Source organism: Lysobacter sp. A286, from assembly GCF_054052105.1.
Genome location: NZ_JBSVRJ010000001.1, coordinates 433,854 through 458,063, shown reverse-complemented (window position 1 = coordinate 458,063; position 24,210 = coordinate 433,854). Strand labels below are relative to the sequence as shown.

Below are 24,210 nucleotides of genomic sequence, written 5' to 3'. Positions count from 1 at the left end.
AATCAGACTCCGCCTTGCTTGCCGGCGCCCACGACCACAGTAATGTGGCTGGTACGCTTGAGAATGCGGGTGCCGCGACCCTTTGCCCGCGCCATGAAGCGCTTCAGGGTCGGACCCTCGTCAACCATGATGGTGGTGACCTTGAGCTCGTCGATATCGGCGCCCTGGTTGTTCTCGGCATTGGCGATCGCAGACTCCAGAACCTTGCGGATCAGGTCGGCGGCTTTCTTGTCCGAGAACTTGAGCTGGTTGACGGCGCTCTCAGCGGTAAGGCCGCGCACCTGGTTGGCAACCAACCGGGCTTTCTGAGCGGAGATGCGCGCACTGCGCAGGATGGCTTTAGCTTCCATGGTCATCTCCTTATCGGCTCTTCTTGTCGCCGACGTGACCCTTGAAGGTGCGCGTCAGGGAGAATTCGCCGAGCTTGTGGCCAACCATGTTCTCGTTGACCAGCACCGGGATGTGGTTGCGGCCGTTGTGCACCGCAATGGTGAAACCCACCATTTCCGGCAACACCATCGAGCGACGCGACCAGGTCTTGATCGGGCGTTTGTTGTTGGCCGCGGCCTCCACCTTCTTGATCAGGTGGTGGTCAACGAACGGACCTTTTTTCAGTGAACGTGCCATTGCCGATTAGCTCCTGCGATCGCGAACGATGAACTGCTGCGTACGCTTGTTGTGCCGCGTCTTGTAGCCCTTGGTCGGCACACCCCATGGGGTGACCGGATGCGGGTTGCCCTGGCCAGCCTTGGCCTCACCACCACCGTGCGGATGATCCACCGGGTTCATCGCCGCGCCGCGAACGGTCGGCCTGATACCGCGCCAGCGCTTCGCGCCGGCCTTGCCGAGCTTCTGCAGGCTGTGCTCATCGTTGCCGACTTCGCCGATGGTGGCCCGGCAATCGACTGCAACCTTGCGCATCTCGCCGGAACGAAGACGCAGCGTGGCGTAGCCCTGCTCACGTGCGACCAGTTGGACGCCGGCGCCGGCAGCGCGTGCAATCTGTGCGCCCTTGCCCGGCTTCATCTCGATGCAATGCACGGTGGAGCCCACCGGGATGTTGCTCAGCGGCAGTGTATTGCCGGTGCGGATGGGTGCATCACGACCCGCAATTACCTGGTCGCCGGCTTTCAGCCCCTTGGGAGCAATGATGTAGCGGCGCTCGCCATCGACATAGCACAACAGGGCCAGGTGGGCGGTGCGGTTGGGATCGTATTCGATCCGCTCCACGCGCGCCGGAATGCCTTCCTTGTTGCGCTTGAAATCGACGATGCGGTAGTGCTGCTTGTGGCCACCGCCGATATGCCGGGTAGTGGTCCGGCCGTGATGGTTGCGGCCACCGGTCTTGCTCTTCTTCTCGAGCAACGGCGCGTACGGCGCACCCTTGTGCAGGTCGGGCGTCACCACCCGGACCATCGAGCGACGGCCGGGTGAAGTGGGTTTGAATGTCATCAATGCCATGGGTCGATCCTCAAGCCTTGGCCATAACGTCGATCGACTGGCCATCGGCCAGCGTCACGTATGCCTTGCGCCAGTCGGGGCGACGGCCCATGCGGAACTTGAAGGCTTTTGCTTTGCCCTTCACGTTGAGCACGTTGACCGCCTCGACCTTGACGTCGAACAGCTTCTCGACCGCAACCTTGATGTCAGCCTTGGTTGCCGTCGTCGCCACTTCGAAGACGTATTGATTGGAAACTTCCTGCAGGCGCGCGGTCTTCTCGGACACACGCGGCGCACGAATCACGTTGTAGAGCTTGGCGTCGTTCATGCCAGCCACTCCTGAATCTTCTTGATCGCCTCGGTGGTGACCACGACCGTATCGGCGCCAACCAGCGCAACCGGATCCAGGCCCTGCACGTCACGAACCTCGACATACGGCAAGTTGCGCGCCGAGAGGTACAGATTCTCGGTGGCATCCTCGGTGACCAGCAACGGGCGACGACCGGCTTCCAGGCCCTTGAGCATCGCGATCATGCCCGAGGTCTTCGGCGAGTCCAGTTCGAGCTTGTCGACGACCGTGATCCGGCCCTGGCGGTTGAGCTCGGACAGGATCGAAGCCATCGCGGCGCGGTACATCTTGCGATTGACCTTCTGCGCGAAGCTTCGCGGCTGGGCCGCAAAAGTGACGCCGCCGCCGCGGAAGATCGGAGCCGTCAGCGCGCCGTGGCGAGCGCCACCGCCCTTCTGGTTCTTCGACTTCTTGGTGGTGCCGGCAACCTGCGAACGGGTCTTCTGCGCCTTGGTGCCGCTGCGACCGGCGTTGCGGTAGGCAACGACGACCTGATGGACCAGGTCTTCACTGAACTCGCGGCCGAAGATATCGTCGGAAACCGACAACTTCTCGCTGCTGTTATTGATGGCAAGTTCCATCGTCATACTCCCTTGGTCGTCGGACGGACGATCACGTCGCCGCCCGGCGCGCCTGGTACTGCGCCCTTGATCGCGATCAAGCCGCGTTCGGCGTCGACCTTGACCACTTCCAGGCCCTGGGTGCTCTGCTGTACAAAGCCCATGTGACCGGACATTTTCTTGCCCGGAAACACGCGGCCCGGCGTCTGCCGCTGACCGATGGAACCCGGCGAACGGTGCGACAGCGAGTTACCGTGGGTCGCATCGCCCATGGCGAAGTTCCAGCGCTTGATGGTGCCCTGGAAGCCCTTGCCCTTGGTCACGCCCTGGACATCGACCACCTGGCCGACCTCAAAGATGTCGGCCTTGATCTCACCGCCCACGTTGAAGTCACCGAGCTTGTCGTCGGCAACGCGGAACTCCCACAGGCCTCGGCCGGCGTCGACCTTGGCCTTGGCCAGGTGACCAGCCGCGGGTTTGTTGATCAGCGCCGCACGGCGTACGCCAACGGTAACCTGCACCGCGCTGTAGCCATCGGTATCGGGGGTCTTGATTTGGGTGATCCGGTTCGGGGTCGCTTCGATCAGCGTCACCGGAATGGACCTGCCATCCTCGGTGAAAAACCGGCTCATGCCGGCCTTGCGGCCGACGATGCCCAACGAATATTTCTTCGCCGTCATGGTCAGGTCCTCAGGTCAGCTTGATCTGTACGTCGACGCCCGCCGCGAGCTCGAGCTTCATCAGCGCGTCCACGGTCTTGTCGTTGGGGTCGACGATATCGAGCACGCGCTTGTGCGTGCGGGTCTCGTACTGGTCGCGCGCGTCCTTGTCGACGTGCGGAGAAGTAAGAATGGTGAAGCGCTCGATCTTGGTCGGCAACGGGATCGGGCCACGCACTTGCGCGCCGGTCCGCTTTGCCGTCTCGACGATCTCGCTGGCTGAGCGGTCGATCAGACGATGATCGTATGCCTTCAGCCGAATCCGGATCTTTTGGTCCGCCATGACGGTGTTCCTTGGTTTAAAGAGCGACGGGCCGGTGGCTAGGTGCACCGAACCCCGATGGAAACGACCCCGCCCGCGGTAGACAATCCGAGGGCGGAAATCCTTGGAAAAGCAAGGCAGGCCGGTTTCCCGGCCTGCCAGACAGAAAAGTATAAAGCGCGTGCCATGGTGCCGTCAAGCAGCGCCGGGATATCCGGCATTGCCAACGATCTTGTCACGCGACATTTCCCTGTCGGGCGAACACGAGGCGCTTCCTGCTCCTCTTTTCGCGGTAGACGCCACCCCGACCCAGCGGGATGACGCGGTATTACCAAATCTTTACTGGATACCAGGCATTACTTGATGATCTTGGCGACCACGCCGGCGCCGACGGTACGGCCACCTTCACGGATCGCGAAACGCAGGCCTTCGTCCATCGCGATCGGGTTGATCAACTCGACCACCATCTTCACGTTGTCGCCCGGCATCACCATCTCCACGCCTTCGGGCAGCTCGCAGGCGCCGGTCACGTCGGTGGTGCGGAAGTAGAACTGCGGACGGTAGCCCTTGAAGAACGGCGTGTGGCGGCCGCCCTCGTCCTTGCTCAGGATGTACACCTCGCCCTCGAACTGGGTGTGCGGCTTGATCGAACCGGGCTTGCACAGCACCTGGCCGCGCTCCACGTCGTCACGCTTGGTGCCGCGCAGCAGCAGACCGGCGTTATCGCCCGCCTGGCCCTGGTCGAGCAGCTTGCGGAACATCTCCACGCCGGTCACGGTCGTCTTCACGGTCGGACGGATACCGACGATCTCGATCTCCTCGCCGACCTTGACGATGCCGCGCTCGATGCGGCCGGTCACCACGGTGCCGCGACCGGAGATCGAGAACACGTCTTCGACCGGCATCAGGAACGCCTTGTCCACGTCGCGCACCGGCTCCGGGATCCAGCTGTCCAGCGCGTCCACCAGCTTGATGATCGACGGCACGCCGATATCGCTCTGGTCACCTTCCAGCGCTTTCAGCGCCGAACCGATCACGACCGGGGTGTCGTCGCCGGGGAACTCGTACTTGCTCAGCAGCTCGCGCACTTCCATGTCCACCAGCTCAAGCAGCTCGGCGTCGTCCACCATGTCCGCCTTGTTCAGGTAGACCACGATGTACGGCACGCCCACCTGGCGGGCCAGCAGGATGTGCTCGCGGGTCTGCGGCATCGGGCCGTCCGCGGCCGAACACACCAGGATCGCGCCGTCCATCTGCGCCGCACCGGTGATCATGTTCTTCACATAGTCGGCGTGTCCCGGGCAATCGACGTGCGCATAGTGGCGATTCGGGGATTCGTACTCGACGTGCGAGGTCGAGATGGTGATGCCGCGCGCCTTCTCTTCCGGGGCCCGGTCAATCGCGTCGTACGCGCTGAACTCGCCACCGAAACGCTCGGCACCGACCTTGGTCAACGCCGCGGTCAACGTGGTCTTGCCGTGGTCAACGTGACCGATCGTGCCGACGTTCACGTGCGGCTTGGTGCGCTCGAATTTACCCTTGGCCATGATTGTTACCTCTGAAATCGTTTAATGAGCTTGTTGGGAGCTGGCCGGCGGCAAGCGCCGGCCAATACGTCAGTTTTTATTGACCACGGCCTCGGCGATATTGCTCGGTGCCACGGCGTAGTGATCGAACTCCATCGTGAAGGTCGCGCGGCCTTGCGACATTGAACGCAGGCTGGTCGCATAACCGAACATCTCGCCCAGCGGCAAGGTCGCGTCGATGATCTTGCCCGACGGAGTGTCTTCCTGACCCTGCAGGATGCCGCGGCGCCGACTGACATCGCCCATCACGTCGCCGAGGTAATCCTCCGGCGTCACGATCTCGACCTTCATCATCGGCTCCAGCAACACCGGACTGGCCTTGTGGAAGCCTTCCTTGAAGCCCATCGAGCCGGCGATCTTGAACGCCATTTCAGATGAATCGACCTCGTGGTACGAGCCGTCAACCAGCTTCACCTTGACGTCAACGATCGGGTAACCGGCCAGCAGGCCGTTGGCGATCACTTCCTGGATGCCCTTGTCGACCGCAGGGATGTACTCCTTCGGCACCACGCCACCCACCACGCCGTTCTCGAAGACGTAGCCGCTGCCGGTCTCGCCGGGCTCGATTTCGAGCCAGACATGACCGAACTGGCCCTTACCACCGGACTGGCGCACGAACTTGCCTTCAGCCTTGACCGCCTTGCGGATGGTTTCGCGGTAAGCCACCTGCGGCTTGCCGACGTTGGCTTCGACGTTGAACTCGCGGCGCATGCGATCCACCAGGACGTCCAGATGCAACTCGCCCATGCCGGAGATAATGGTCTGGCCGGATTCCTCGTCGGTATGCACGCGGAAGGTCGGATCCTCCTGCGCCAGACGGCCCAGCGCCATGCCCATCTTTTCCTGGTCGGCCTTGGTCTTGGGCTCCACCGCCATCGAGATGACCGGCTCCGGGAAGATCATCCGCTCCAGCGTGATGATGTGATCGACCGCGCACATCGTATCGCCGGTGGTGACGTCCTTCAGGCCGACCGCAGCGGCAATATCGCCCGCGCGCACTTCCTTGATCTCGTGGCGATCATTGGAGTGCATCTGCAGGATACGGCCGACGCGCTCCTTCTTCGACTTGACCGGGTTGTAGACCTGGTCGCCCGAATTGAGCACGCCCGAATAGACCCGGAAGAACGTCAGCGAGCCCACGAACGGATCGGTCATGATCTTGAAGGCGAGCGCGGAGAACGGCGCGGTATCGGACGCTTCGCGATGCGTCTCTTTCTCGTCGTCATCGATGCCCGGAACCGGCGGCACGTCGACTGGCGAGGGCAGCAACTCGATCACCCCGTCGAGCATCGCCTGGACGCCCTTGTTCTTGAACGCGGTGCCACAGAAGACCGGAATCACTTCCACCTTCAAGGTGCGCTCGCGCAAGCCGGCGATGATCTCGGCCTCGGTCAGCTCCCCGTCGTTGAGATACTTGTCCATCAGCTCTTCGCTGGCCTCGGCGGCAGCCTCGACCATGAAGCTGCGGGCCGCCGTGGCCTCTTCGAGAAGCTCGGCCGGGATCTCGCCGTACTCGAACACGGTGCCCTGGGACTCGGTGTCCCAATGGATGCGCTTCATCTTGACCAGGTCGATCACGCCGTCGAAGCCATCTTCTGCGCCCACCGGCACCTGCATCGGCACCGGATAGGCGCCCAAACGGGTCTTCAGTTGACCGACGACCTTGTTGAAGTTGGCACCGGTGCGATCCATCTTGTTGACGAATGCAAGACGCGGCACCGAATACTTGTTGGCCTGGCGCCAAACGGTCTCGGACTGCGGCTGCACGCCACCAACGGCACAAAGCACGAACACCGCACCATCGAGCACGCGCAGCGAGCGCTCCACTTCGATAGTGAAGTCGACGTGCCCGGGGGTATCGATGATGTTCAGCCGATGTTGCTGCATGGTCTTATCCATGCCGCTCCAGAAAGCAGTCGTCGCGGCCGACGTAATCGTGATGCCACGTTCCTGCTCCTGCTCCATCCAGTCCATGGTGGCGGCACCCTCGTGGGTTTCGCCAAGCTTATGGTTGACACCGGTATAGAACAGGATGCGTTCGGAGGTGGTGGTCTTTCCGGCATCAATGTGGGCCATGATGCCGAAATTGCGATAGCGTTCGATGGGAGTGGTGCGAGCCACGGTACCCTCTCGTTTAGGTTTACGATCTCTGGAAGGCCGGACGCCGCCTGATGGCGGCACCCGGTTCGCTCAGGCAGCCTGGGCTGCCATCGGACTTGGATTTGTTGCTTTCGAATGCCTTGTTATCAACAAGGCTCCCGAATCACCAGCGGTAGTGTGCGAACGCCTTGTTCGCCTCTGCCATGCGGTGGGTTTCTTCACGCTTCTTGACAGCACCGCCACGGCTTTCCGCAGCGTCGAGCAATTCTGCAGCGAGCTTGCGCGGCATGGTGTTCTCGCCGCGCTTGCGTGCAGCATCAATCAACCAGCGCATCGCCAGGGCGACGCGACGCGACGCGCGCACTTCGACCGGCACCTGGTAGGTGGAACCACCAACGCGGCGTGACTTGACCTCGACCGCCGGTGAAATATTGGCCAACGCCTTTTCCACCACTTCCAGCGCGTTCGGGTTTTTCTCCCCGATCACGTCCATGGCGCCATAGACGATCCTCTCGGCGACGGACTTCTTACCGCTGTACATGACCATATTGATGAATCGCGCGATCGTCTCGCTGCCATGCTTTGGATCAGGCAGGATCGAGCGCTGCGGTGCGGAACCTTTACGCGACATGAGTCAAATTCCTCAGGACTTCGGGCGCTTGGCGCCGTACTTGGAACGGCGCTGGCGACGCTTGGCGACGCCGGCGGCATCGAGCGCACCGCGCACGGTGTGATAACGGACACCTGGCAGATCCTTGACGCGGCCGCCACGAATCAGTACCACGGAGTGCTCCTGCAGGTTGTGCCCTTCGCCGCCGATGTACGAGATGACCTCGTAACCGTTGGTCAGGCGCACCTTGGCCACCTTGCGCATTGCCGAGTTCGGCTTTTTCGGGGTGGTGGTGTACACGCGCGTGCAGACACCACGGCGCTGCGGGCAGTTCTCGAGCGCCGGTGAGGCACTGTTATATGTCGCTGCCTGCCGCGACTTGCGGACCAGCTGATTGATCGTCGCCATCTGGAGCTCTTTGGTGAGAAGCCGGCCAAGAGTGCCGTGCCTCTGTGAAAACGAACGGGAAGCCGAGCTCACTCGACTTACCGAGACCGAAAAGTATAGCCTGCGTTCGACGTTGCCGTCAAACACATTCAGCACGAAACCGCGGAAGCCGGAAACTATCCTCCCGGCCCCGCGAACATTCCTGATCCCGCCCTGCCCTGGGCCCAACACGAGGCGCTCCTTGCGCCTCATTTGGTGATCTGGGGTGGCTCCTGGGAGCCACCACGACACTACGGTATTACGAAGCGCTCGACTCCTCGCCAACATCGGTCGCGGCCGCTTCGGCTGCCACCGGCGCCGACAGCGCCTCCATCTCCGAGTCGGTCAGTCCCGACGCGTTCTTGCGGCGCTGCGCGTGGTAAGCCAATCCGGTACCGGCCGGGATCAAACGACCCACGATCACGTTTTCCTTCAGGCCGCGCAGGTTGTCACGGGTACCGCGCACGGCGGCCTCGGTGAGCACGCGAGTGGTCTCCTGGAACGACGCCGCCGAGATGAACGACTCGGTCGCCAGCGATGCCTTGGTGATACCCAGCAAGACCGGGTTGTACTGCGGGACAATCCCGTCGGCCGCGAGGACCTTGGCGTGCTCTTCGACGAAGCGCTGGCGCTCGACCTGCTCGCCGTGCAGGAACTTGCTGTCGCCCTGGTCGGTAATCTCGACCTTGCGCAGCATCTGCCGGACGATCACCTCGATGTGCTTGTCGTTGATCTTCACGCCCTGCAGGCGGTACACGTCCTGGATCTCCTTGGTCAGGTACACGGCCAGCGGCTCGACACCCAGCAAGCGCAAGATGTCCTGCGGAGTCGGCTCGCCGTCCACCACGGTCTCGCCCTTTTCGACGTGCTCACCTTCGAACACGATGATCTGGCGGTACTTGGGAATCAGCTCCTCGTGCTCGGTGCCATCGGAATCGGTGATCACCAGGCGCTGCTTGCCCTTGGTTTCCTTGCCGAAGCTGACCATGCCCGAACGCTCGGCCAGAATTGCCGGATCCTTCGGCTTGCGCGCCTCGAACAGATCGGCGACGCGCGGCAGACCACCGGTGATATCGCGGGTCTTGGACGCCTCCTGCGGAATCTTGGCCACTACGTCGCCAACGCCCACCGGTGCACCGTCCTGCAGGTTGACCACCGAGCGCGGCGGCAACTGGTACTGCGCAGGCAGGTCGGAACCGGGAATGACCAGGTCATCGCCATTCTTGTCGACGATGCGCACGATCGGACGCAGGTCCTTGGATGCGGAACCGCGACGCTTCGGATCGGTGATCTCGCGCGACGCCAAGCCGGTCAGCTCATCGGTCTTCTCGATCACGGTGATGCCGTCGACGAAGTCCACGAAGCGGACGAAACCGGCCACTTCCGACACGATCGGGTGGTTATGCGGGTCCCAGTGCGCGACCTGCTGGCCGGCCTTGATTTCCGCGCCATCCTTGACGTCGATGGTCGCGCCGTACGGCAGCTTGTAACGCTCGCGCTCGCGACCGTGGACGTCAAGCACCGACAACTCACCCGAGCGTGATACCGCCACCACGTGGCCGGCACCGTGCTCGATGTGCTTGAGGTTGTTGAACTTGATCGAACCGGTGGTCTTGACGGTTACGTTGTCGATCGCCGCCGCTCGCGATGCCGCACCACCAATGTGGAACGTACGCATGGTCAGCTGGGTACCCGGCTCACCAATCGACTGCGCCGCCACCACGCCCACCGCCTCGCCATGATTGACGATGTGTCCGCGACCGAGGTCACGGCCGTAGCAGCTGGCACATACACCGAACGAGGACTGGCAGGTGATGGTCGAACGCACCTTGATCAACTGCACGCTGGCGTCTTCGAGCTTCTGTACCCAGGCCTCGTCGAGCAGCGTGTTGCGGGTGACGATCGGATCGTCGTCATTGCCCGGCAGGAACACATCCTCGGCCACGACGCGACCCAGTACACGGTCACGCAACGGCTCGACCACGTCACCCCCTTCAACGATCGGGGTCATCATCAGGCCATCGAGCGTGCCGCAATCGTCCTCGGTGATCACAACGTCCTGCGCCACGTCGACCAGACGACGGGTCAGGTAACCGGAGTTCGCGGTCTTCAACGCGGTATCGGCCAAGCCCTTTCGTGCACCGTGGGTCGAGATGAAGTACTGCAGGACGTTGAGGCCTTCACGGAAGTTCGCGGTGATCGGCGTCTCGATGATGGAGCCGTCAGGCTTGGCCATCAGGCCACGCATGCCGGCCAGCTGGCGGATCTGCGCCTGCGAACCACGGGCGCCGGAATCGGCCATGATGTAGACCGAGTTCATCGACTTCTGGTCGATCGTTTCGCCCTTCGCATTCTGGACCTTCTCGGTGCCGATCGTGTCCATCATGGCCTTGGCCACGCGCTCATTGGTGCGCGACCAGATATCGACGACCTTGTTGTAACGCTCGCCGGCGGTGACCAGGCCCGACTGGTACTGCTCCTGGATTTCCAGGACCTCGGTTTCGGCCTCCTCCAGGATGCCCTTCTTGGCATCCGGGATGAGCATGTCGTCGATGCCGATGGAGACACCGGCGCGGGTCGCGTAAGCAAAGCCGGTGTACATCAGCTGGTCGGCGAACACGACCGTGTCCTTCAAGCCCAGCAGGCGATAGCTGGAGTTGATCAGGCGGCTGATGTTCTTCTTGGTCATCTCGACGTTGGCCAGCGCAAACGGCAGGCCTTCGGGCAGGATTTCCTGTAGCAACGCCCGGCCGACGGTGGTGTCGACGATGGAGGTCCTGGTCACGCGCTCGCCTTTACCGGCCTCGCTGTCTTCCTGGACCACCGACTCGGTGATGCGCACCTTGACCTTGGCGTGCAGTTCCACCACGCGGTTGTCGTAGGCACGCTTGACCTCGGACACGTTGGCGAACGCCATGCCCTCGCCCTTCTTGTTCTCCAGGCCGCGGGTCATGTAGTACAGGCCAAGCACGACGTCCTGCGACGGCACGATGATCGGCTCGCCGTTGGCGGGGCTCAGGATGTTGTTGGACGCCATCATCAGCGCACGCGCTTCCAGCTGGGCTTCCAGCGAGAGCGGCACGTGGACGGCCATCTGGTCACCATCGAAGTCGGCGTTGAACGCGGTGCAGACCAGCGGATGCAACTGGATTGCCTTGCCTTCGATCAGCACCGGCTCGAACGCCTGGATGCCCAGGCGATGCAGGGTCGGAGCACGGTTCAACAGCACCGGATGCTCGCGGATCACCTCTTCCAGGATGTCCCAGACCTCGGCCTCTTCACGCTCGACCAGCTTCTTGGCCGCCTTGATGGTGGTGGCCAGGCCCTGACGCTGCAGCTTGGCGAAGATGAAGGGCTTGAACAGCTCCAGCGCCATCTTCTTCGGCAGTCCGCACTGGTGCAGCTTGAGGTACGGACCGACCACGATGACGGAACGACCGGAGTAGTCGACGCGCTTGCCAAGCAGGTTCTGGCGGAAGCGGCCCTGCTTGCCCTTGATCATGTCGGCCAGCGACTTGAGCGGGCGCTTGTTGGTGCCGGTGATGGCGCGGCCGCGGCGGCCGTTGTCCATCAGCGCATCCACCGACTCCTGCAGCATGCGCTTCTCGTTGCGCACGATGATTTCCGGCGCATTGAGCTCCAGCAGGCGGCGCAGGCGGTTGTTGCGGTTGATGACGCGGCGGTACAGATCATTGAGGTCGGAGGTCGCGAAGCGGCCACCGTCCAGCGGCACCAGCGGACGCAGGTCCGGCGGCAGCACCGGCAGCACCGTCATGATCATCCACTCGGGCTTGTTGCCGGACTCCAGGAACGCCTCGACCAGCTTGACCCGCTTGGTCAGGCGCTTGAGCTTGGTCTCCGAACCGGTGGCGGCGATATCTTCCTTCAGCTGCACCATCTCGCCCGGCAGGTCGAGGGTGCGCAGCAGGTCGTAGACCGCCTCGGCGCCCATCGCGGCGTCGAAGTCATCGCTGTGCTCCTGGCGCGCCTGCATGTACTGCTCTTCGTTGAGCAGCTGGCCACGCTCGAACGGGGTCAGGCCCGGCTCGGTGACTACGAACGCCTCGAAGTACAGGATCCGCTCGATGTCGCGCAGGGTCATGTCCAGCATCAAACCAATGCGGCTGGGCAGCGACTTCAGGAACCAGATGTGCGCGACCGGCGACGCCAGGTCGATGTGGCCCATGCGCTCGCGGCGGACCTTGGCCAGGGTGACCTCGGTGCCGCACTTCTCGCACACCACGCCACGGTGCTTCATGCGCTTGTACTTGCCGCACAGGCACTCGTAGTCCTTGACCGGCCCGAAGATCGCGGCGCAGAACAGGCCGTCGCGCTCGGGCTTGAAGGTGCGGTAGTTGATGGTCTCGGGCTTCTTGACCTCACCGAAGGACCACGAACGGATCAGGTCCGGCGACGCCAACGCGATCTTGATCGCGTCGAAGTTGAGCGCCGGACGCTGCTGGTTGAAAAGGTTGAGCAGGTCTTTCATTTTTCTTTCTCCGTGGAGGAGTAAATCGTCAAGGGGCTGGGATTACCGACTCGGAACGGGGAACGCGCGGTGCGCGGCGTTCCCGTTCCGTTTTTCTCAGTTCTCTTCCAGCTCCATGTTGATCGCGAGCGAGCGGATTTCCTTCACCAGCACGTTGAAGGACTCCGGCATTCCGGCCACCATTTCGTACTCGCCATCGACGATGTTCTTGTACATCTGGTTGCGTCCCTGCACGTCATCGGACTTCACCGTCAACATCTCCTGCAGCGTGTAGGCCGCACCGTAGGCTTCCAGTGCCCAGACTTCCATCTCGCCGAAGCGCTGGCCGCCGAACTGCGCCTTGCCGCCCAGCGGCTGCTGGGTGACGAGCGAGTACGGCCCGGTCGAACGGGCGTGCATCTTGTCGTCGACCAGGTGGTTCAGCTTCAGCATGTGCATGTAGCCCACGGTGACCTGGCGGTCGAACGCCTCACCGGTACGGCCGTCATGCAAGGTGGTCTGGCCGCTGATCGGCAGGTCCGCCAGCTCGAGCATCTTCTTGATCTCCAGCTCTTCGGCACCGTCGAACACCGGTGTCGCCATCGGCACGCCGTCGGTCAGGTTGCCTGCCAGTGCCATCAACTCCTGGTCACTGAACTGCTTGAGGTCGACCCGCTGTCCGTGCAGCTTGACGTCGTGGTTGTAGATCTCGTCGAGGAACTTGCGCAGTTCGGTCACCTTGGCCTGCGCGTCGAGCATCCGCTGGATCTTTTCTCCCAGCCCCTTGGCCGCCCAGCCCAGATGGACTTCCAGCACCTGGCCGATGTTCATTCGGCTCGGTACGCCCAGCGGGTTGAGCACGATGTCGATCGTCTCGCCGTTGGCCATGTACGGCATGTCCTGCACCGGCACGATGGTCGAGACCACACCCTTGTTGCCGTGGCGGCCGGCCATCTTGTCGCCTGGCTGGATCCGGCGCTTAACTGCCAGGAATACCTTGACCATCTTCAGCACGCCCGGTGCGAGGTCATCGCCCTGGGTGATCTTGGCGCGCTTGTCGGCGAACCGGCGCTCGAACTCCTTCTCGTGCACGTCGATCTGCTTCTGCGCGCGCTCGATCGCCTCGACCGCCGACTCGTCCTTCATGCGCAGGCTGAACCAGTCCTTGCGGGACAGGCCGTCCAGCACCAGGCTGGTCACGGTCTCGCCCTTCTTCAGGCCGGAACCGCCATTGGCAACCTTGCCGATCAACTGGCTGCGCAGACGGCTGTAGATCGCCGCCTCGAGGATCCGGAACTGGTCGTCGAAGTCCTTCTTGACCCGGCGAACCTCGGACTCCTCGATCTGCTTGGCGCGCTTATCCTTCTCGATGCCGTCACGGGTGAATACCTGCACGTCGATGACGTTGCCATCCATGCCCGGCGGCACGCGCAGCGAGCTGTCCTTCACGTCGCTGGCCTTCTCGCCAAAGATCGCACGCAACAGCTTCTCTTCCGGGGTCAGCTGGCTCTCGCCCTTGGGCGTGACCTTGCCGACCAGGATGTCACCGGCACGCACTTCGGCACCGATGTAGACCACACCGGACTCGTCAAGGCGATTCAATGCCTCTTCGGAGACGTTGGGAATATCGGCGGAAATCTCCTCCGGTCCCAACTTGGTGTCACGCGCTACCGCGGTCAGCTCCTCGATGTGGATCGTGGTGTAACGATCCTCCTGCACCACCCGCTCCGACAGCAGGATGGAATCCTCGAAGTTGTAGCCGTTCCACGGCATGAACGCGATCAGCATGTTCTGGCCCAGGGCCAGCTCGCCGATATCGGTCGAGGGACCATCGGCCAGCACGTCGCCACGGGCGATCACATCGCCCACGTTGACCAGCGGGGTCTGGTTGATGCAGGTGTTCTGGTTGGAGCGGGTGTACTTGATCAGGTTGTAGATATCGACACCGGCATCGGTCTCGCTGCTGATCTCGTCCTCGTTGACCTTGACCACGATGCGCGCCGCATCGATCTGCTCGATCGTGCCGCCGCGCAACGCGTTCACGGTAACGCCCGAGTCACGCGCCACCGCGCGCTCGATACCGGTACCCACCAACGGCTTCTGCGAACGCAGCGTCGGCACGGCCTGACGCTGCATGTTGGCGCCCATCAGTGCGCGGTTCGCGTCATCGTGCTCCAGGAAAGGCACCAACGCCGCGGCAACCGACACCGTCTGCATTGGCGAGACGTCCATGAAGTGGACCTCGCTTGGCGGCTTGAGCATCGACTCGCCCTGGTAACGGCAGTCGACGAACAGTTCGCTCAGTACGCCCTTGTCGTCCTGCGGCGCATTGGCCTGGGCGATGACGTACTCGTTCTCCTCGATCGCCGACAGGTACTCAACGTCGTCGGTGACCTTGCCATCCACCACCTTGCGGTACGGCGTCTCCAGGAAGCCGTACTCGTTGGTGCGGGCAAACACCGCCAGCGAGTTGATCAGGCCGATGTTCGGGCCTTCCGGGGTTTCGATGGTGCACACGCGGCCGTAATGGGTCGGGTGCACGTCGCGCACCTCGAAGCCGGCACGCTCGCGGGTCAGGCCGCCCGGCCCAAGCGCGGACACGCGGCGCTTGTGGGTGACTTCCGACAGCGGGTTGTTCTGATCCATGAACTGGGACAGCTGCGAGGAGCCGAAGAACTCCTTGACCGCGGCCGCCACCGGCTTGGCATTGATCAGATCCTGCGGGGTCAGGCCATCGGCCTCGGCCATCGACAGGCGTTCCTTGACCGCACGCTCCACCCGGACCAGACCGACGCGGAAGGTGTTCTCGGCCATCTCGCCGACCGAACGCACGCGGCGGTTGCCCAGGTGATCGATGTCATCGACGATGCCGCGACCGTTGCGGATCTCGGTCAGCACCTTCAACACGTCGAGGATGTCGGAGCCTTCGCCGATCTCGGCCGCCAGACGCTTGGAGTCTTCATCCTTGCGCAGCGAGAAATAGCGCGCGTCGTACAGCACCGAGGCGCCGGTGACTTCCTTGCGGCCGATGCGACGGTTGAACTTCATCCGGCCCACGGCCGACAGGTCGTAGCGATCGAAGGTGAAGAACAGGTTGTGGAAAAGGTTCTGCGCGGCGTCCTTGGTCGGCGGCTCGCCCGGACGCATCATCCGGTAGATCTCGACCAACGCTTCCAACTGGGTCTTGCTGGGGTCGATCCGCAGCGTGTTGGAGATGAACGCGCCGCGATCCAGGTCGTTGGTCCAGATCGTGCCGACCACCTCGATACCACCCTTGCGGAACAGCTCCAGCTGCTCTTCGGTGATCTCGTCGTTGGCAGCAGCAATCAGCTCGCCGGTGCTGGTATCGACCACGTCGTGGGACAGGGTCCGACCGACCAGGTACTCGTCCGGCACCGCCAGTGCATCGATACCCGACGCTTCCAGCTGCTTGACGTGGCGCGCGGTGATGCGGCGGCCAGCCTCGACGATGACCTTGTCGCCATCGGCCAGGTCGAAGTCCAGGGTCTCGCCGCGCAGGCGTTCGGCAACCAGCTCCAGCTGGACGCCCTCGGTGGGATCGATGTGGAACGTGTTGACCTCGAAGAACTCGGCCAGCATTTCCTCGTCGTTGTAGCCCAGCGCCCGCAACAGAATGGTCACCGGCAACTTGCGGCGACGATCGATACGGGTGAACAGCGCGTCCTTGGGGTCGAACTCGAAGTCCAGCCACGAGCCGCGGTACGGAATCACGCGCGCACTGTAAAGCAGCTTGCCCGAGCTGTGGGTCTTGCCGCGGTCATGGTCGAAGAACACGCCCGGGCTGCGGTGCAGCTGGGAGACGATGACGCGCTCGGTGCCATTGACGATGAAGGTGCCGTTGCCGGTCATGAGCGGGATCTCGCCCATGTAGACCTCCTGCTCCTTGACGTACTTGATCGCCTTGGTCGACGACTCGCGATCGTAGATCACCAGGCGCACGGTCACGCGCAGCGGGGCGCCGTAGCTCATGCCACGCTGGCGGCACTCGCGCTCGTCGAACGCGGGCTCACCCAGTTTGTAGCCGACATATTCCAGCGCCGCGTTGCCGCTGTAGCTGGCGATCGGGAACACCGACTTCAGCGCCGCATGCAAGCCGCGCTCCTTGCGCTTGGCCTGGGGCACGTCTTCCTGCAGGAACCGGCGATAGGAATCGACCTGGATTGCCAGCAGGAACGGCACCTCGAGGATCGAACGGCTCTTGCCGAAGTCCTTGCGGATGCGCTTCTTTTCAGTGAACGAATAGTGGACCTTGGAGCTCATGGTCGTCTTGGAAGCTGTGGTCATGGTGAGCTACCGCCTCGGTGTGCATCGGGTCGCGCGTCCGCGAGCCTGGGGGATATGTGAATAGGGGAGATGCAAGAACAATGCAAAATTGCCAGTGGGAAGTCGCTGGTATTGCCGGCACCAGCACGCCATCTCCTGCTACTTCCAACTACCAACTCGTTACCTGGTATTGCAGATGCCGCAACAACGGCCAAAGGCCGGGGGCTTTCGCCCCCAGCCTTGGCTGGTCGCCCATGTTACCCGGCGACGCAAGTACTGCTTACTTTACTTCGACGGTGGCGCCAGCGGTTTCCAGATCCTTCTTCAGCTTGGCGGCTTCGTCCTTCGACACGCCTTCCTTCACATCCTTCGGCGCGCCTTCGACCAGGTCCTTGGCTTCCTTCAAGCCCAGGCCGGTGATCGCACGGACCACCTTGATGACCTCGACCTTCTTGTCACCGGTGGCCTTCAGGGTCACGGTGAACTCGGTCTGCTCTTCCGCCGGGGCGGCAGAAGCAGCGGCCGGGCCGGCAGCGGCCACGGGGGCAGCGGCGGACACGCCGAACTTCTCTTCCATCGCCTTCACCAGCTCCATCACTTCCATGAGGGACTTTTCAGCGATCGCTTCGATGATCTGTTCGTTGGACAGGGACATTGTAAAACCTCGATTATCTAGATTGGAAACGACTTGATTGTCGTACTGCGTTTCAAGACTGGAAAACGTAAACCGAACTGTTGGCCTCAGGCCGCCTTCGCCTGGCCAGCCGCATTGACGACGCGGGTGACCTGCGAGGCCGGTTCGCTGAGCAAGCGAACCAGCATGGTGGCGGGCTGGGACATGACGCTGAGCAGCATCGACAGCGCTTGGTCGCGGGTCGGCAGTGACGCCAGGACATCCACATGGGAGCCCGGGTACAACTGTCCGCCCAACGACACCAGGCGCGGCTTCAACTTGTCGTTCGCTTTCGCGAATTCCTTGATCAGACGTCCCGCGGCACCGGGATCTTCCTGCGAGAAGGCATACAGCAGCGGGCCTGTCAGCTCGTCGGCAATGACGGCATAATCGGTATTTTCCACTGCGCGCGAGACCAGCGTGTTCTTGACAACCTTCAAGTACACGCCCGACTCACGGGCCTTCTTGCGCATGTCGGTCATTTGACCAACGGTGAGACCCACATACTCCGCGGCGACCAGCGAGTGCGCCTTGCCGGCGACCTCGGCCAGTTCGGCAACGACTTCCTGCTTCTGGGTCAGATTAAGAGCCATTGCACTCCTCCGTACTTCAACTCCGTCCCGCACAAAATGCACGGGAGCGGTCCTCGGTCGGCATCGTTTGGCCCGATGCCGGGAATGCCGCAAGCGGCACTCCGGGTGGTAGCCGTTTCCAAGACAACACTTGCAAAAACACGTCTGGAGGGTCGGCAACCATCTACGCAGGCCCGGCTCGGTGAAGTCCTTGCGGCGACTCCACCTGAAACCGGATTAAGCAGTCCCGCTGGTGACGACGGCGATTCCCTGCCAGTGAGGAGCTTCCGTGCCCGTCGTCGTCACGCGCTGACCGCGCCTACGGTCTTTGACGGCTATCGCCGCGGCCGAAGCCTTGGCGATGCCCTCAAAATTCTTGCGTTACTTCAGGATCAGCGTTCCCTGGTCCACGGCAACGCCGGGGCCCATGGTGGAGCTGACCGAAATCTTCTGCAGGAAGTGACCCTTGGCCGTCGCCGGCTTGGCCTTGATCAGATCCATCAGCAGCGCTTCCAGGTTGCCCTTGAGCGAAGCATCGTCGAAATCGGCCTTGCCAATCGTGCAGTGGATGATGCCGGCCTTGTCGGTGCGATAACGAACCTGGCCGCCCTTGGCGTTCTTGACCGCCTCACCCGGGTTCGGCGATACGGTGCCGACCTTCGGGTTGGGCATCAGGCCCCGCGGGCCGAGCAGCTGGCCCAGCTTACCGACCACGCGCATCGCGTCCGGAGTGGCGATGACCACGTCGTAGTTCAAGTCACCCGCCTGCATCTTCTCGGCCAGGTCATCCATGCCCACAGCCTCGGCGCCAGCGGCCAGGGCCTCGTCGGCCTTGGCACCGGCCGGCGCGAACACCGCTACGCGCACGGTCTTGCCGGTACCTGCTGGCAGCACGGTCGAGCCGCGCACCTGCTGGTCGGACTTCTTGGCATCCACGCCCAGGCGTACGGCGACATCGACGGACTCGACGAACTTGGTCTTGGTCGCAGTCTTGACGATCTTGATGGCATCACCAAAGGCGTAGGACTTGCCCGGCTCGATGGCCGCCTTGATTGCTTTCTTGCGCTTGCTCATTGCCATGGTCTCAGCCCTCCACCGTCAAACCCATGCTGCGGGCAGAGCCCGCAATCGTCCGCACCGCCGCTTCAAGGTCAGCCGCAGTCAAATCGGCCTCCTTCATCTTGGCGATCTCCTCGATCTGGGCACGGCTGATCTTGCCGACCTTCTCGGTGTTGGGGCGCTTGGAGCCAGCCGTGACGCCAGCAGCCTTCTTGAGCAGCACGGCGGCCGGGGTGCTCTTGGTGATGAAGGTGAAAGTGCGGTCGGAGTACGCGGTGATGATCACCGGCGTCGGCAGTCCCGGCTCCAGCTTCGACGTCGCCGCGTTGAATGCCTTGCAGAACTCCATGATGTTCAGACCGCGCTGACCGAGGGCGGGGCCCACCGGCGGCGACGGGTTGGCCTGACCGGCCTTGACCTGCAGCTTGATATAACCAACTACTTTCTTTGCCATTGCTCAGCTCCTGCGAGTGCGGACGCCAGTGAATCTTTCGACCACGGGCTCCTCGCGGTTGTTGCCGGGGCGAACCACTCGTCCCGGCGAATCTGTTGCCGTCAGGCCTTCTCGACCTGACCGAATTCCAGCTCGACCGGAGTCGAGCGACCGAAGATCAGCACTGCAACGCGCAGGCGGCTCTTCTCGTAATTGATTTCCTCGACCACGCCGTTGAAGTCATTGAACGGACCGTCAACCACGCGAACCATCTGCCCGGCTTCGAACAACACCTTCGGCCGCGGCTTCTCGACGCCTTCCTGCACCCGGTCCAGGATTGCGGCGGCTTCGTGATCGGCGATCGGCAACGGCCTGTCGGCGGTGCCACCGATGAAACCCATTACCTTCGGGGTCTCCTTGATCAGATGCCAGCACTCGCTGTCGATCCGCGGAATGCCACTTTCGTCGTTCGTCTTGATCTGCACCAGCACGTAACCCGGGAAAAACTTGCGCTCGGAGCGGCGCTTCTGTCCGGCACGCATCTCCACGATCTCTTCGGTCGGAACCAGCACATCGCCAAAGCGATCCTGCATTTCCTCGCGCTGGATCCGGTCGCGCAGAGCCTGCGCGACGGTTTTCTCGAAGCCCGAATAGGCGTGGACGACGTACCAACGCTTGTCGCTGTTCGCGTCGCCGCCGTCATTGCCCGTGTTGTTGCCTGGCGTCTGCACCTGTGTCATCTCCTCAGCGTCCCAGTAGCCATTTCACGGCCGCCTGTATGACCACGTCGAACCCGGCCATGATCAGGCTCAGGATCACGACTGCCAAAACCACCACCCACGTGGTGCGCGTTGCTTCCTGCCGCTTTGGCCAGACCACCTTGCGCAACTCGAAGCGCGACTCCGAGAGGAACCCCAGGGTTTGCCCACCCAGGTGGCTGCTCAGGAAGACCACTACACCGGCGACCAGGCCCGCGGCCACGAACAAGGCGCGCAACGCGCCCGGCAACTGCTCGAACCAGTAGAACGAGAAGATACCGGCGACGACCAGGAGCACTGCCACCACGTACTTCAGGATATCGCCGGCGTCGGCGGACTTGTGTTGTTCAGCCTTGCTGTTCAATCGACCTTCCGCATTTGGCACGCCAGGAGGGACTTGAACCCCCAACCTGCGGTTTTGGAGACCGCTGCTCTGCCAATTGAGCTACTGGCGTATTGACTGGTTCTGAAAAAGGCAACGGCGGCTGACGCCGCCCTGCCGGGATTGATGCTTGTGGTATCGACAGGTCGCTCGCAACAATGCGACCTGCCGTATTGCGATTTACTTGATGATCTTGGCGACCACGCCGGCGCCGACGGTACGGCCACCCTCACGGATCGCGAAACGCAGGCCTTCGTCCATCGCGATCGGGTTGATCAACTCGACCACCATCTTCACGTTGTCGCCCGGCATCACCATCTCCACGCCTTCGGGCAGCTCGCAGGCGCCGGTCACGTCGGTGGTGCGGAAGTAGAACTGCGGACGGTAGCCCTTGAAGAACGGCGTGTGGCGGCCGCCCTCGTCCTTGCTCAGGATGTACACCTCGCCCTCGAACTGGGTGTGCGGCTTGATCGAACCGGGCTTGCACAGCACCTGGCCGCGCTCCACGTCGTCACGCTTGGTGCCGCGCAGCAGCAGACCGGCGTTATCGCCCGCCTGGCCCTGGTCGAGCAGCTTGCGGAACATCTCCACGCCGGTCACGGTCGTCTTCACGGTCGGACGGATACCGACGATCTCGATCTCCTCGCCGACCTTGACGATGCCGCGCTCGATGCGGCCGGTCACCACGGTGCCGCGACCGGAGATCGAGAACACGTCTTCGACCGGCATCAGGAACGCCTTGTCCACGTCGCGCACCGGCTCCGGGATCCAGCTGTCCAGCGCGTCCACCAGCTTGATGATCGACGGCACGCCGATATCGCTCTGGTCACCTTCCAGCGCTTTCAGCGCCGAACCGATCACGACCGGGGTGTCGTCGCCGGGGAACTCGTACTTGCTCAGCAGCTCGCGCACTTCCATGTCCACCAGCTCAAGCAGCTCGGCGTCGTCCACCATGTCCGCCTTGTTCAGGTAGACCACGATGTACGGCACGCCCACCTGGCGGGCCAGCAGGATGTGCTCGCGGGTCTGCGGCATCGGGCCGTCCGCGGCCGAACACACCAGGATCGCGCCGTCCATCTGCGCCGCACCGGTGATCATGTTCTTCACATAGTCGGCGTGTCCCGGGCAATCGACGTGCGCATAGTGGCGATTCGGGGATTCGTACTCGACGTGCGAGGTCGAGATGGTGATGCCGCGCGCCTTCTCTTCCGGGGCCCGGTCAATCGCGTCGTACGCGCTGAACTCGCCACCGAAACGCTCGGCACCGACCTTGGTCAACGCCGCGGTCAACGTGGTCTTGCCGTGGTCAACGTGACCGATCGTGCCGACGTTCACGTGCGGCTTGGTGCGCTCGAATTTACCCTTGGCCATGACTGTCGCTTCTCGTTATGGGACGGTGTGGATCGTTGGAAAATGTGGTGCTCACGACTGGAATCGAACCAGTGACCTCCTCCTTACCAAGGAGGTGCTCTACCGACTGAGCTACGTGAGCAAGTTGTTCCAGCAGGATGAACGTCGCGGCAGCAATGGAGCGGGAGACGGGGATCGAACCCGCACCATCAGCTTGGAAGGCTGAGGTTCTACCATTGAACTACTCCCGCGCCGGACCAAACCTGCTTGGGTACTGCGTCGACGGATGGTAAGTCTATCGATTTATTGCCTGTGGTGGAGGGAGGTGGATTCGAACCACCGAAGGCGTAAGCCAGCAGATTTACAGTCTGCCCCCGTTGGCCGCTTGGGTATCCCTCCAAAGAGCCCGCAATTCTGGCGGGGTCTGGAACGGATGTCAACGGGAAGCGGGATAAAACTTTGCACGATTCAGACGTTGAACAGGAAGTGCAGCACGTCACCCTCCTGCACGAGGTATTCCTTGCCCTCCTTGCGCAACCGGCCGGCGTCACGGGCACCTGCCTCGCCCCGGTGCTGGATGAAGTCGTCGTAGCCGATGGTTTCGGCGCGGATGAACCCCTTCTCGAAATCGGTATGGATGACCGCGGCCGCCTGCGGCGCGGTGGATCCGGCCTTCACCGTCCAGGCCCGGACCTCCTTCACGCCTGCGGTGAAGTAGGTTTGCAACCCCAGCAGCTTGTAGGCTGCGCGGATCACGCGGTTCAAACCCGGCTCGTCCAGGCCCAGGTCGGTCAGGAACTCGTCGCGATCGGCGTCGTCGAGCTGGCTCAACTCCTCTTCGATCGCCGCCGATACCGGCACCACCTCGGCGCCCTCGGTCACCGCCCGCGCGCGAACGGCATCAAGATGCGGGTTGTTCTCGAAGCCGTCCTCAAGCACGTTGGCGACGTACATCACCGGCTTCAGGGTCAGCAGGAACAGGTCGCGTACCGCCAACCGGTCGTCTTCGGACAACGCCAGCGCACGGGCCGGTTTGCCGGCATCCAGGCCGTCGCGCACCCGCGCCAGAACCTCGACCCGCACCTTGGCGTCCTTGTCGCCCGTCTTGGCAGTGCGCTCGGCGCGCTGCAAAGCCTTCTCGACGCTTTCCAGGTCGGCCAGCGCCAGTTCGGTGTCGATGGTCTCGATGTCGGCGATCGGGTCGATTTTGTTATTGACGTGGATGACGTCGTCGTTGTCGAAACACCGCACCACGTGGGTGATCGCGTCGACCTCGCGGATGTGGGCGAGGAACTTGTTGCCCAACCCTTCGCCACTGGCCGCGCCGGCAACCAGCCCGGCAATATCCACGAACTCGACCGCGGTCGGGATGCATTTTTGTGGCTGCACGATCTCCGCCAGCGCATTCAGCCGCGGGTCGGGCACCGGCACCACGCCAACGTTGGGCTCAATCGTGCAGAACGGGAAGTTGGCCGCCGCGATGCCGGCCTTGGTCAGGGCATTGAAGAGGGTCGACTTGCCGACGTTAGGCAAACCAACGATGCCGCATTTGATGCCCATGACGCTGTACTCACTTTCGTTGAAGGGGTGGAACTCAGGCGCGCGGCGTATGCAGCCGCTTCATGGCCTCGTTGAAATCGCCACTGATCGCCAATGGCAACACCTCGATCGCATCATCGATTGCGCGCAGGATCAGCGTCTCGTCGTCGCGTCCCGGCCGGCCCAGCACCCAGGGGGTGACCAGGTCCTTGTACCCGGGGTGCCCGATGCCCATCCTCAGCCGGTGGAATTGCCCGTGACCCAGCAGGCGCATGGTGTCGCGCAGGCCGTTCTGGCCCCCGTGGCCGCCATCGAACTTCAACCGCGCGGTACCGGGCGGAAGATCCAGGTCATCGTGTACCAGCAGCGCCTGGTCGGGTTCGATTTTCCAGTAGCGCAGCGCCGCGGTGACCGACTTGCCCGACAGGTTCATGAAGGTGGCGGGCTTCAACAGCCAAACCTGCTCACCAGCGACCTCAACCTTAACGGACTGGCCGAACAGCTTGGCATCCACGCGGAAGCTGACACCGAGCTTTTCCGCCAGGGCGTCAACAAACCAGAACCCGGCATTGTGCCGGGTCCGGAGGTGTTCGGGCCCGGGATTCCCCAGCCCGACGATGAGGCGCAAACCGGCCATCGA

22 protein-coding genes and 4 tRNA genes are annotated in these 24,210 nt (G+C 62.8%); all 26 read right to left on the bottom strand.

Translation table 11 applies throughout. The annotated features are described in order from the left end of the window. Nucleotides 1-2 precede the first annotated feature (2 nt). Complete coding sequence (gene rplV, locus ACW7G0_RS02145) at nucleotides 3-350, bottom strand: 50S ribosomal protein L22 (protein WP_456962228.1); 348 nt, start codon at nucleotides 348-350, stop codon at nucleotides 3-5. Nucleotides 351-360: 10 nt separating this feature from the next. Then, complete coding sequence (gene rpsS / locus ACW7G0_RS02140) at nucleotides 361-627, bottom strand: 30S ribosomal protein S19 (protein WP_456962229.1); 267 nt, start codon at nucleotides 625-627, stop codon at nucleotides 361-363. 6 nt (nucleotides 628-633) lie between these two features. After that, a complete protein-coding gene (gene rplB / locus ACW7G0_RS02135) occupies nucleotides 634-1,461 on the bottom strand; it encodes a 50S ribosomal protein L2 (protein ID WP_456962230.1) in 828 nt (275 codons plus the stop codon). 10 nt (nucleotides 1,462-1,471) lie between these two features. Further along, the gene (rplW, locus tag ACW7G0_RS02130) at nucleotides 1,472-1,768 is read right to left on the bottom strand and encodes a 50S ribosomal protein L23 (RefSeq protein ID WP_036196034.1); all 297 of its coding nucleotides are present in this window, start codon (nucleotides 1,766-1,768) and stop codon (nucleotides 1,472-1,474) included. Further along, nucleotides 1,765-2,376 carry a 50S ribosomal protein L4 gene (gene rplD / locus ACW7G0_RS02125; RefSeq protein ID WP_456962231.1) on the bottom strand — a complete coding sequence of 204 codons (612 nt, stop codon included), beginning with the start codon at nucleotides 2,374-2,376 and terminating at the stop codon, nucleotides 1,765-1,767. Before rplD ends, rplW begins: the two co-directional genes overlap by 4 nt. Continuing rightward, entirely contained in the window at nucleotides 2,373-3,029 is a 657-nt protein-coding gene (gene rplC, locus ACW7G0_RS02120) for a 50S ribosomal protein L3 (protein ID WP_456962232.1), read from the bottom strand. Before rplC ends, rplD begins: the two co-directional genes overlap by 4 nt. A gap of 10 nt (nucleotides 3,030-3,039) precedes the next feature. Further along, nucleotides 3,040-3,351: a 30S ribosomal protein S10 gene (gene rpsJ / locus ACW7G0_RS02115; protein ID WP_036196039.1), complete on the bottom strand. Its 312-nt coding sequence runs from the start codon at nucleotides 3,349-3,351 to the stop codon at nucleotides 3,040-3,042. 335 nt (nucleotides 3,352-3,686) lie between these two features. After that, a complete protein-coding gene (gene tuf, locus ACW7G0_RS02110; RefSeq protein ID WP_456987327.1) occupies nucleotides 3,687-4,877 on the bottom strand; it encodes an elongation factor Tu in 1,191 nt (396 codons plus the stop codon). Nucleotides 4,878-4,946: 69 nt separating this feature from the next. Continuing rightward, the gene (gene fusA, locus ACW7G0_RS02105; protein WP_456987341.1) at nucleotides 4,947-7,037 is read right to left on the bottom strand and encodes an elongation factor G; all 2,091 of its coding nucleotides are present in this window, start codon (nucleotides 7,035-7,037) and stop codon (nucleotides 4,947-4,949) included. Nucleotides 7,038-7,179: 142 nt separating this feature from the next. Beyond that, nucleotides 7,180-7,647 carry a 30S ribosomal protein S7 gene (gene rpsG, locus ACW7G0_RS02100; RefSeq protein ID WP_456962235.1) on the bottom strand — a complete coding sequence of 156 codons (468 nt, stop codon included), beginning with the start codon at nucleotides 7,645-7,647 and terminating at the stop codon, nucleotides 7,180-7,182. A gap of 12 nt (nucleotides 7,648-7,659) precedes the next feature. Continuing rightward, nucleotides 7,660-8,034, bottom strand: a complete 375-nt coding sequence (gene rpsL / locus ACW7G0_RS02095) for a 30S ribosomal protein S12 (protein WP_456987339.1) — start codon at nucleotides 8,032-8,034, stop codon at nucleotides 7,660-7,662. 277 nt (nucleotides 8,035-8,311) lie between these two features. Further along, a complete protein-coding gene (rpoC, locus tag ACW7G0_RS02090) occupies nucleotides 8,312-12,541 on the bottom strand; it encodes a DNA-directed RNA polymerase subunit beta' (RefSeq protein WP_456987337.1) in 4,230 nt (1,409 codons plus the stop codon). A gap of 96 nt (nucleotides 12,542-12,637) precedes the next feature. Continuing rightward, nucleotides 12,638-16,801, bottom strand: coding sequence for a DNA-directed RNA polymerase subunit beta (gene rpoB / locus ACW7G0_RS02085; protein ID WP_456989428.1), 4,164 nt, complete (start codon nucleotides 16,799-16,801; stop codon nucleotides 12,638-12,640). 283 nt (nucleotides 16,802-17,084) lie between these two features. Next, nucleotides 17,085-17,459 (bottom strand): 50S ribosomal protein L7/L12, encoded by a 375-nt coding sequence (gene rplL, locus ACW7G0_RS02080; protein ID WP_456987335.1) that lies wholly within the window; start codon nucleotides 17,457-17,459, stop codon nucleotides 17,085-17,087. An 86-nt stretch (nucleotides 17,460-17,545) separates the two neighbouring features. Then, nucleotides 17,546-18,070 carry a 50S ribosomal protein L10 gene (gene rplJ, locus ACW7G0_RS02075; RefSeq protein ID WP_456987333.1) on the bottom strand — a complete coding sequence of 175 codons (525 nt, stop codon included), beginning with the start codon at nucleotides 18,068-18,070 and terminating at the stop codon, nucleotides 17,546-17,548. A gap of 360 nt (nucleotides 18,071-18,430) precedes the next feature. After that, nucleotides 18,431-19,129, bottom strand: a complete 699-nt coding sequence (gene rplA, locus ACW7G0_RS02070) for a 50S ribosomal protein L1 (RefSeq protein ID WP_456962239.1) — start codon at nucleotides 19,127-19,129, stop codon at nucleotides 18,431-18,433. Between the two features lie 4 nt (nucleotides 19,130-19,133). After that, nucleotides 19,134-19,562 (bottom strand): 50S ribosomal protein L11, encoded by a 429-nt coding sequence (rplK, locus tag ACW7G0_RS02065; protein WP_456962240.1) that lies wholly within the window; start codon nucleotides 19,560-19,562, stop codon nucleotides 19,134-19,136. Nucleotides 19,563-19,663: 101 nt separating this feature from the next. Then, nucleotides 19,664-20,272: a transcription termination/antitermination protein NusG gene (gene nusG / locus ACW7G0_RS02060; protein ID WP_456987331.1), complete on the bottom strand. Its 609-nt coding sequence runs from the start codon at nucleotides 20,270-20,272 to the stop codon at nucleotides 19,664-19,666. Between the two features lie 13 nt (nucleotides 20,273-20,285). Beyond that, on the bottom strand, nucleotides 20,286-20,663 hold the full coding sequence (gene secE / locus ACW7G0_RS02055) for a preprotein translocase subunit SecE (protein ID WP_456987329.1): 378 nt from the start codon (nucleotides 20,661-20,663) through the stop codon (nucleotides 20,286-20,288). Nucleotides 20,664-20,678: 15 nt separating this feature from the next. After that, nucleotides 20,679-20,754 (bottom strand) — tRNA-Trp (locus tag ACW7G0_RS02050). A gap of 107 nt (nucleotides 20,755-20,861) precedes the next feature. Beyond that, complete coding sequence (gene tuf, locus ACW7G0_RS02045) at nucleotides 20,862-22,052, bottom strand: elongation factor Tu (RefSeq protein ID WP_456987327.1); 1,191 nt, start codon at nucleotides 22,050-22,052, stop codon at nucleotides 20,862-20,864. Between the two features lie 45 nt (nucleotides 22,053-22,097). Continuing rightward, nucleotides 22,098-22,173: transfer RNA gene (locus ACW7G0_RS02040), tRNA-Thr, on the bottom strand. Nucleotides 22,174-22,208: 35 nt separating this feature from the next. Then, nucleotides 22,209-22,282 (bottom strand) — tRNA-Gly (locus tag ACW7G0_RS02035). A 62-nt stretch (nucleotides 22,283-22,344) separates the two neighbouring features. Then, a tRNA-Tyr gene (locus tag ACW7G0_RS02030) sits at nucleotides 22,345-22,430 on the bottom strand. Between the two features lie 69 nt (nucleotides 22,431-22,499). Next, the gene (gene ychF, locus ACW7G0_RS02025) at nucleotides 22,500-23,591 is read right to left on the bottom strand and encodes a redox-regulated ATPase YchF (RefSeq protein WP_456962244.1); all 1,092 of its coding nucleotides are present in this window, start codon (nucleotides 23,589-23,591) and stop codon (nucleotides 22,500-22,502) included. A 34-nt stretch (nucleotides 23,592-23,625) separates the two neighbouring features. Then, a complete protein-coding gene (pth, locus tag ACW7G0_RS02020; RefSeq protein ID WP_456987326.1) occupies nucleotides 23,626-24,207 on the bottom strand; it encodes an aminoacyl-tRNA hydrolase in 582 nt (193 codons plus the stop codon). Nucleotides 24,208-24,210: the final 3 nt, after the last annotated feature.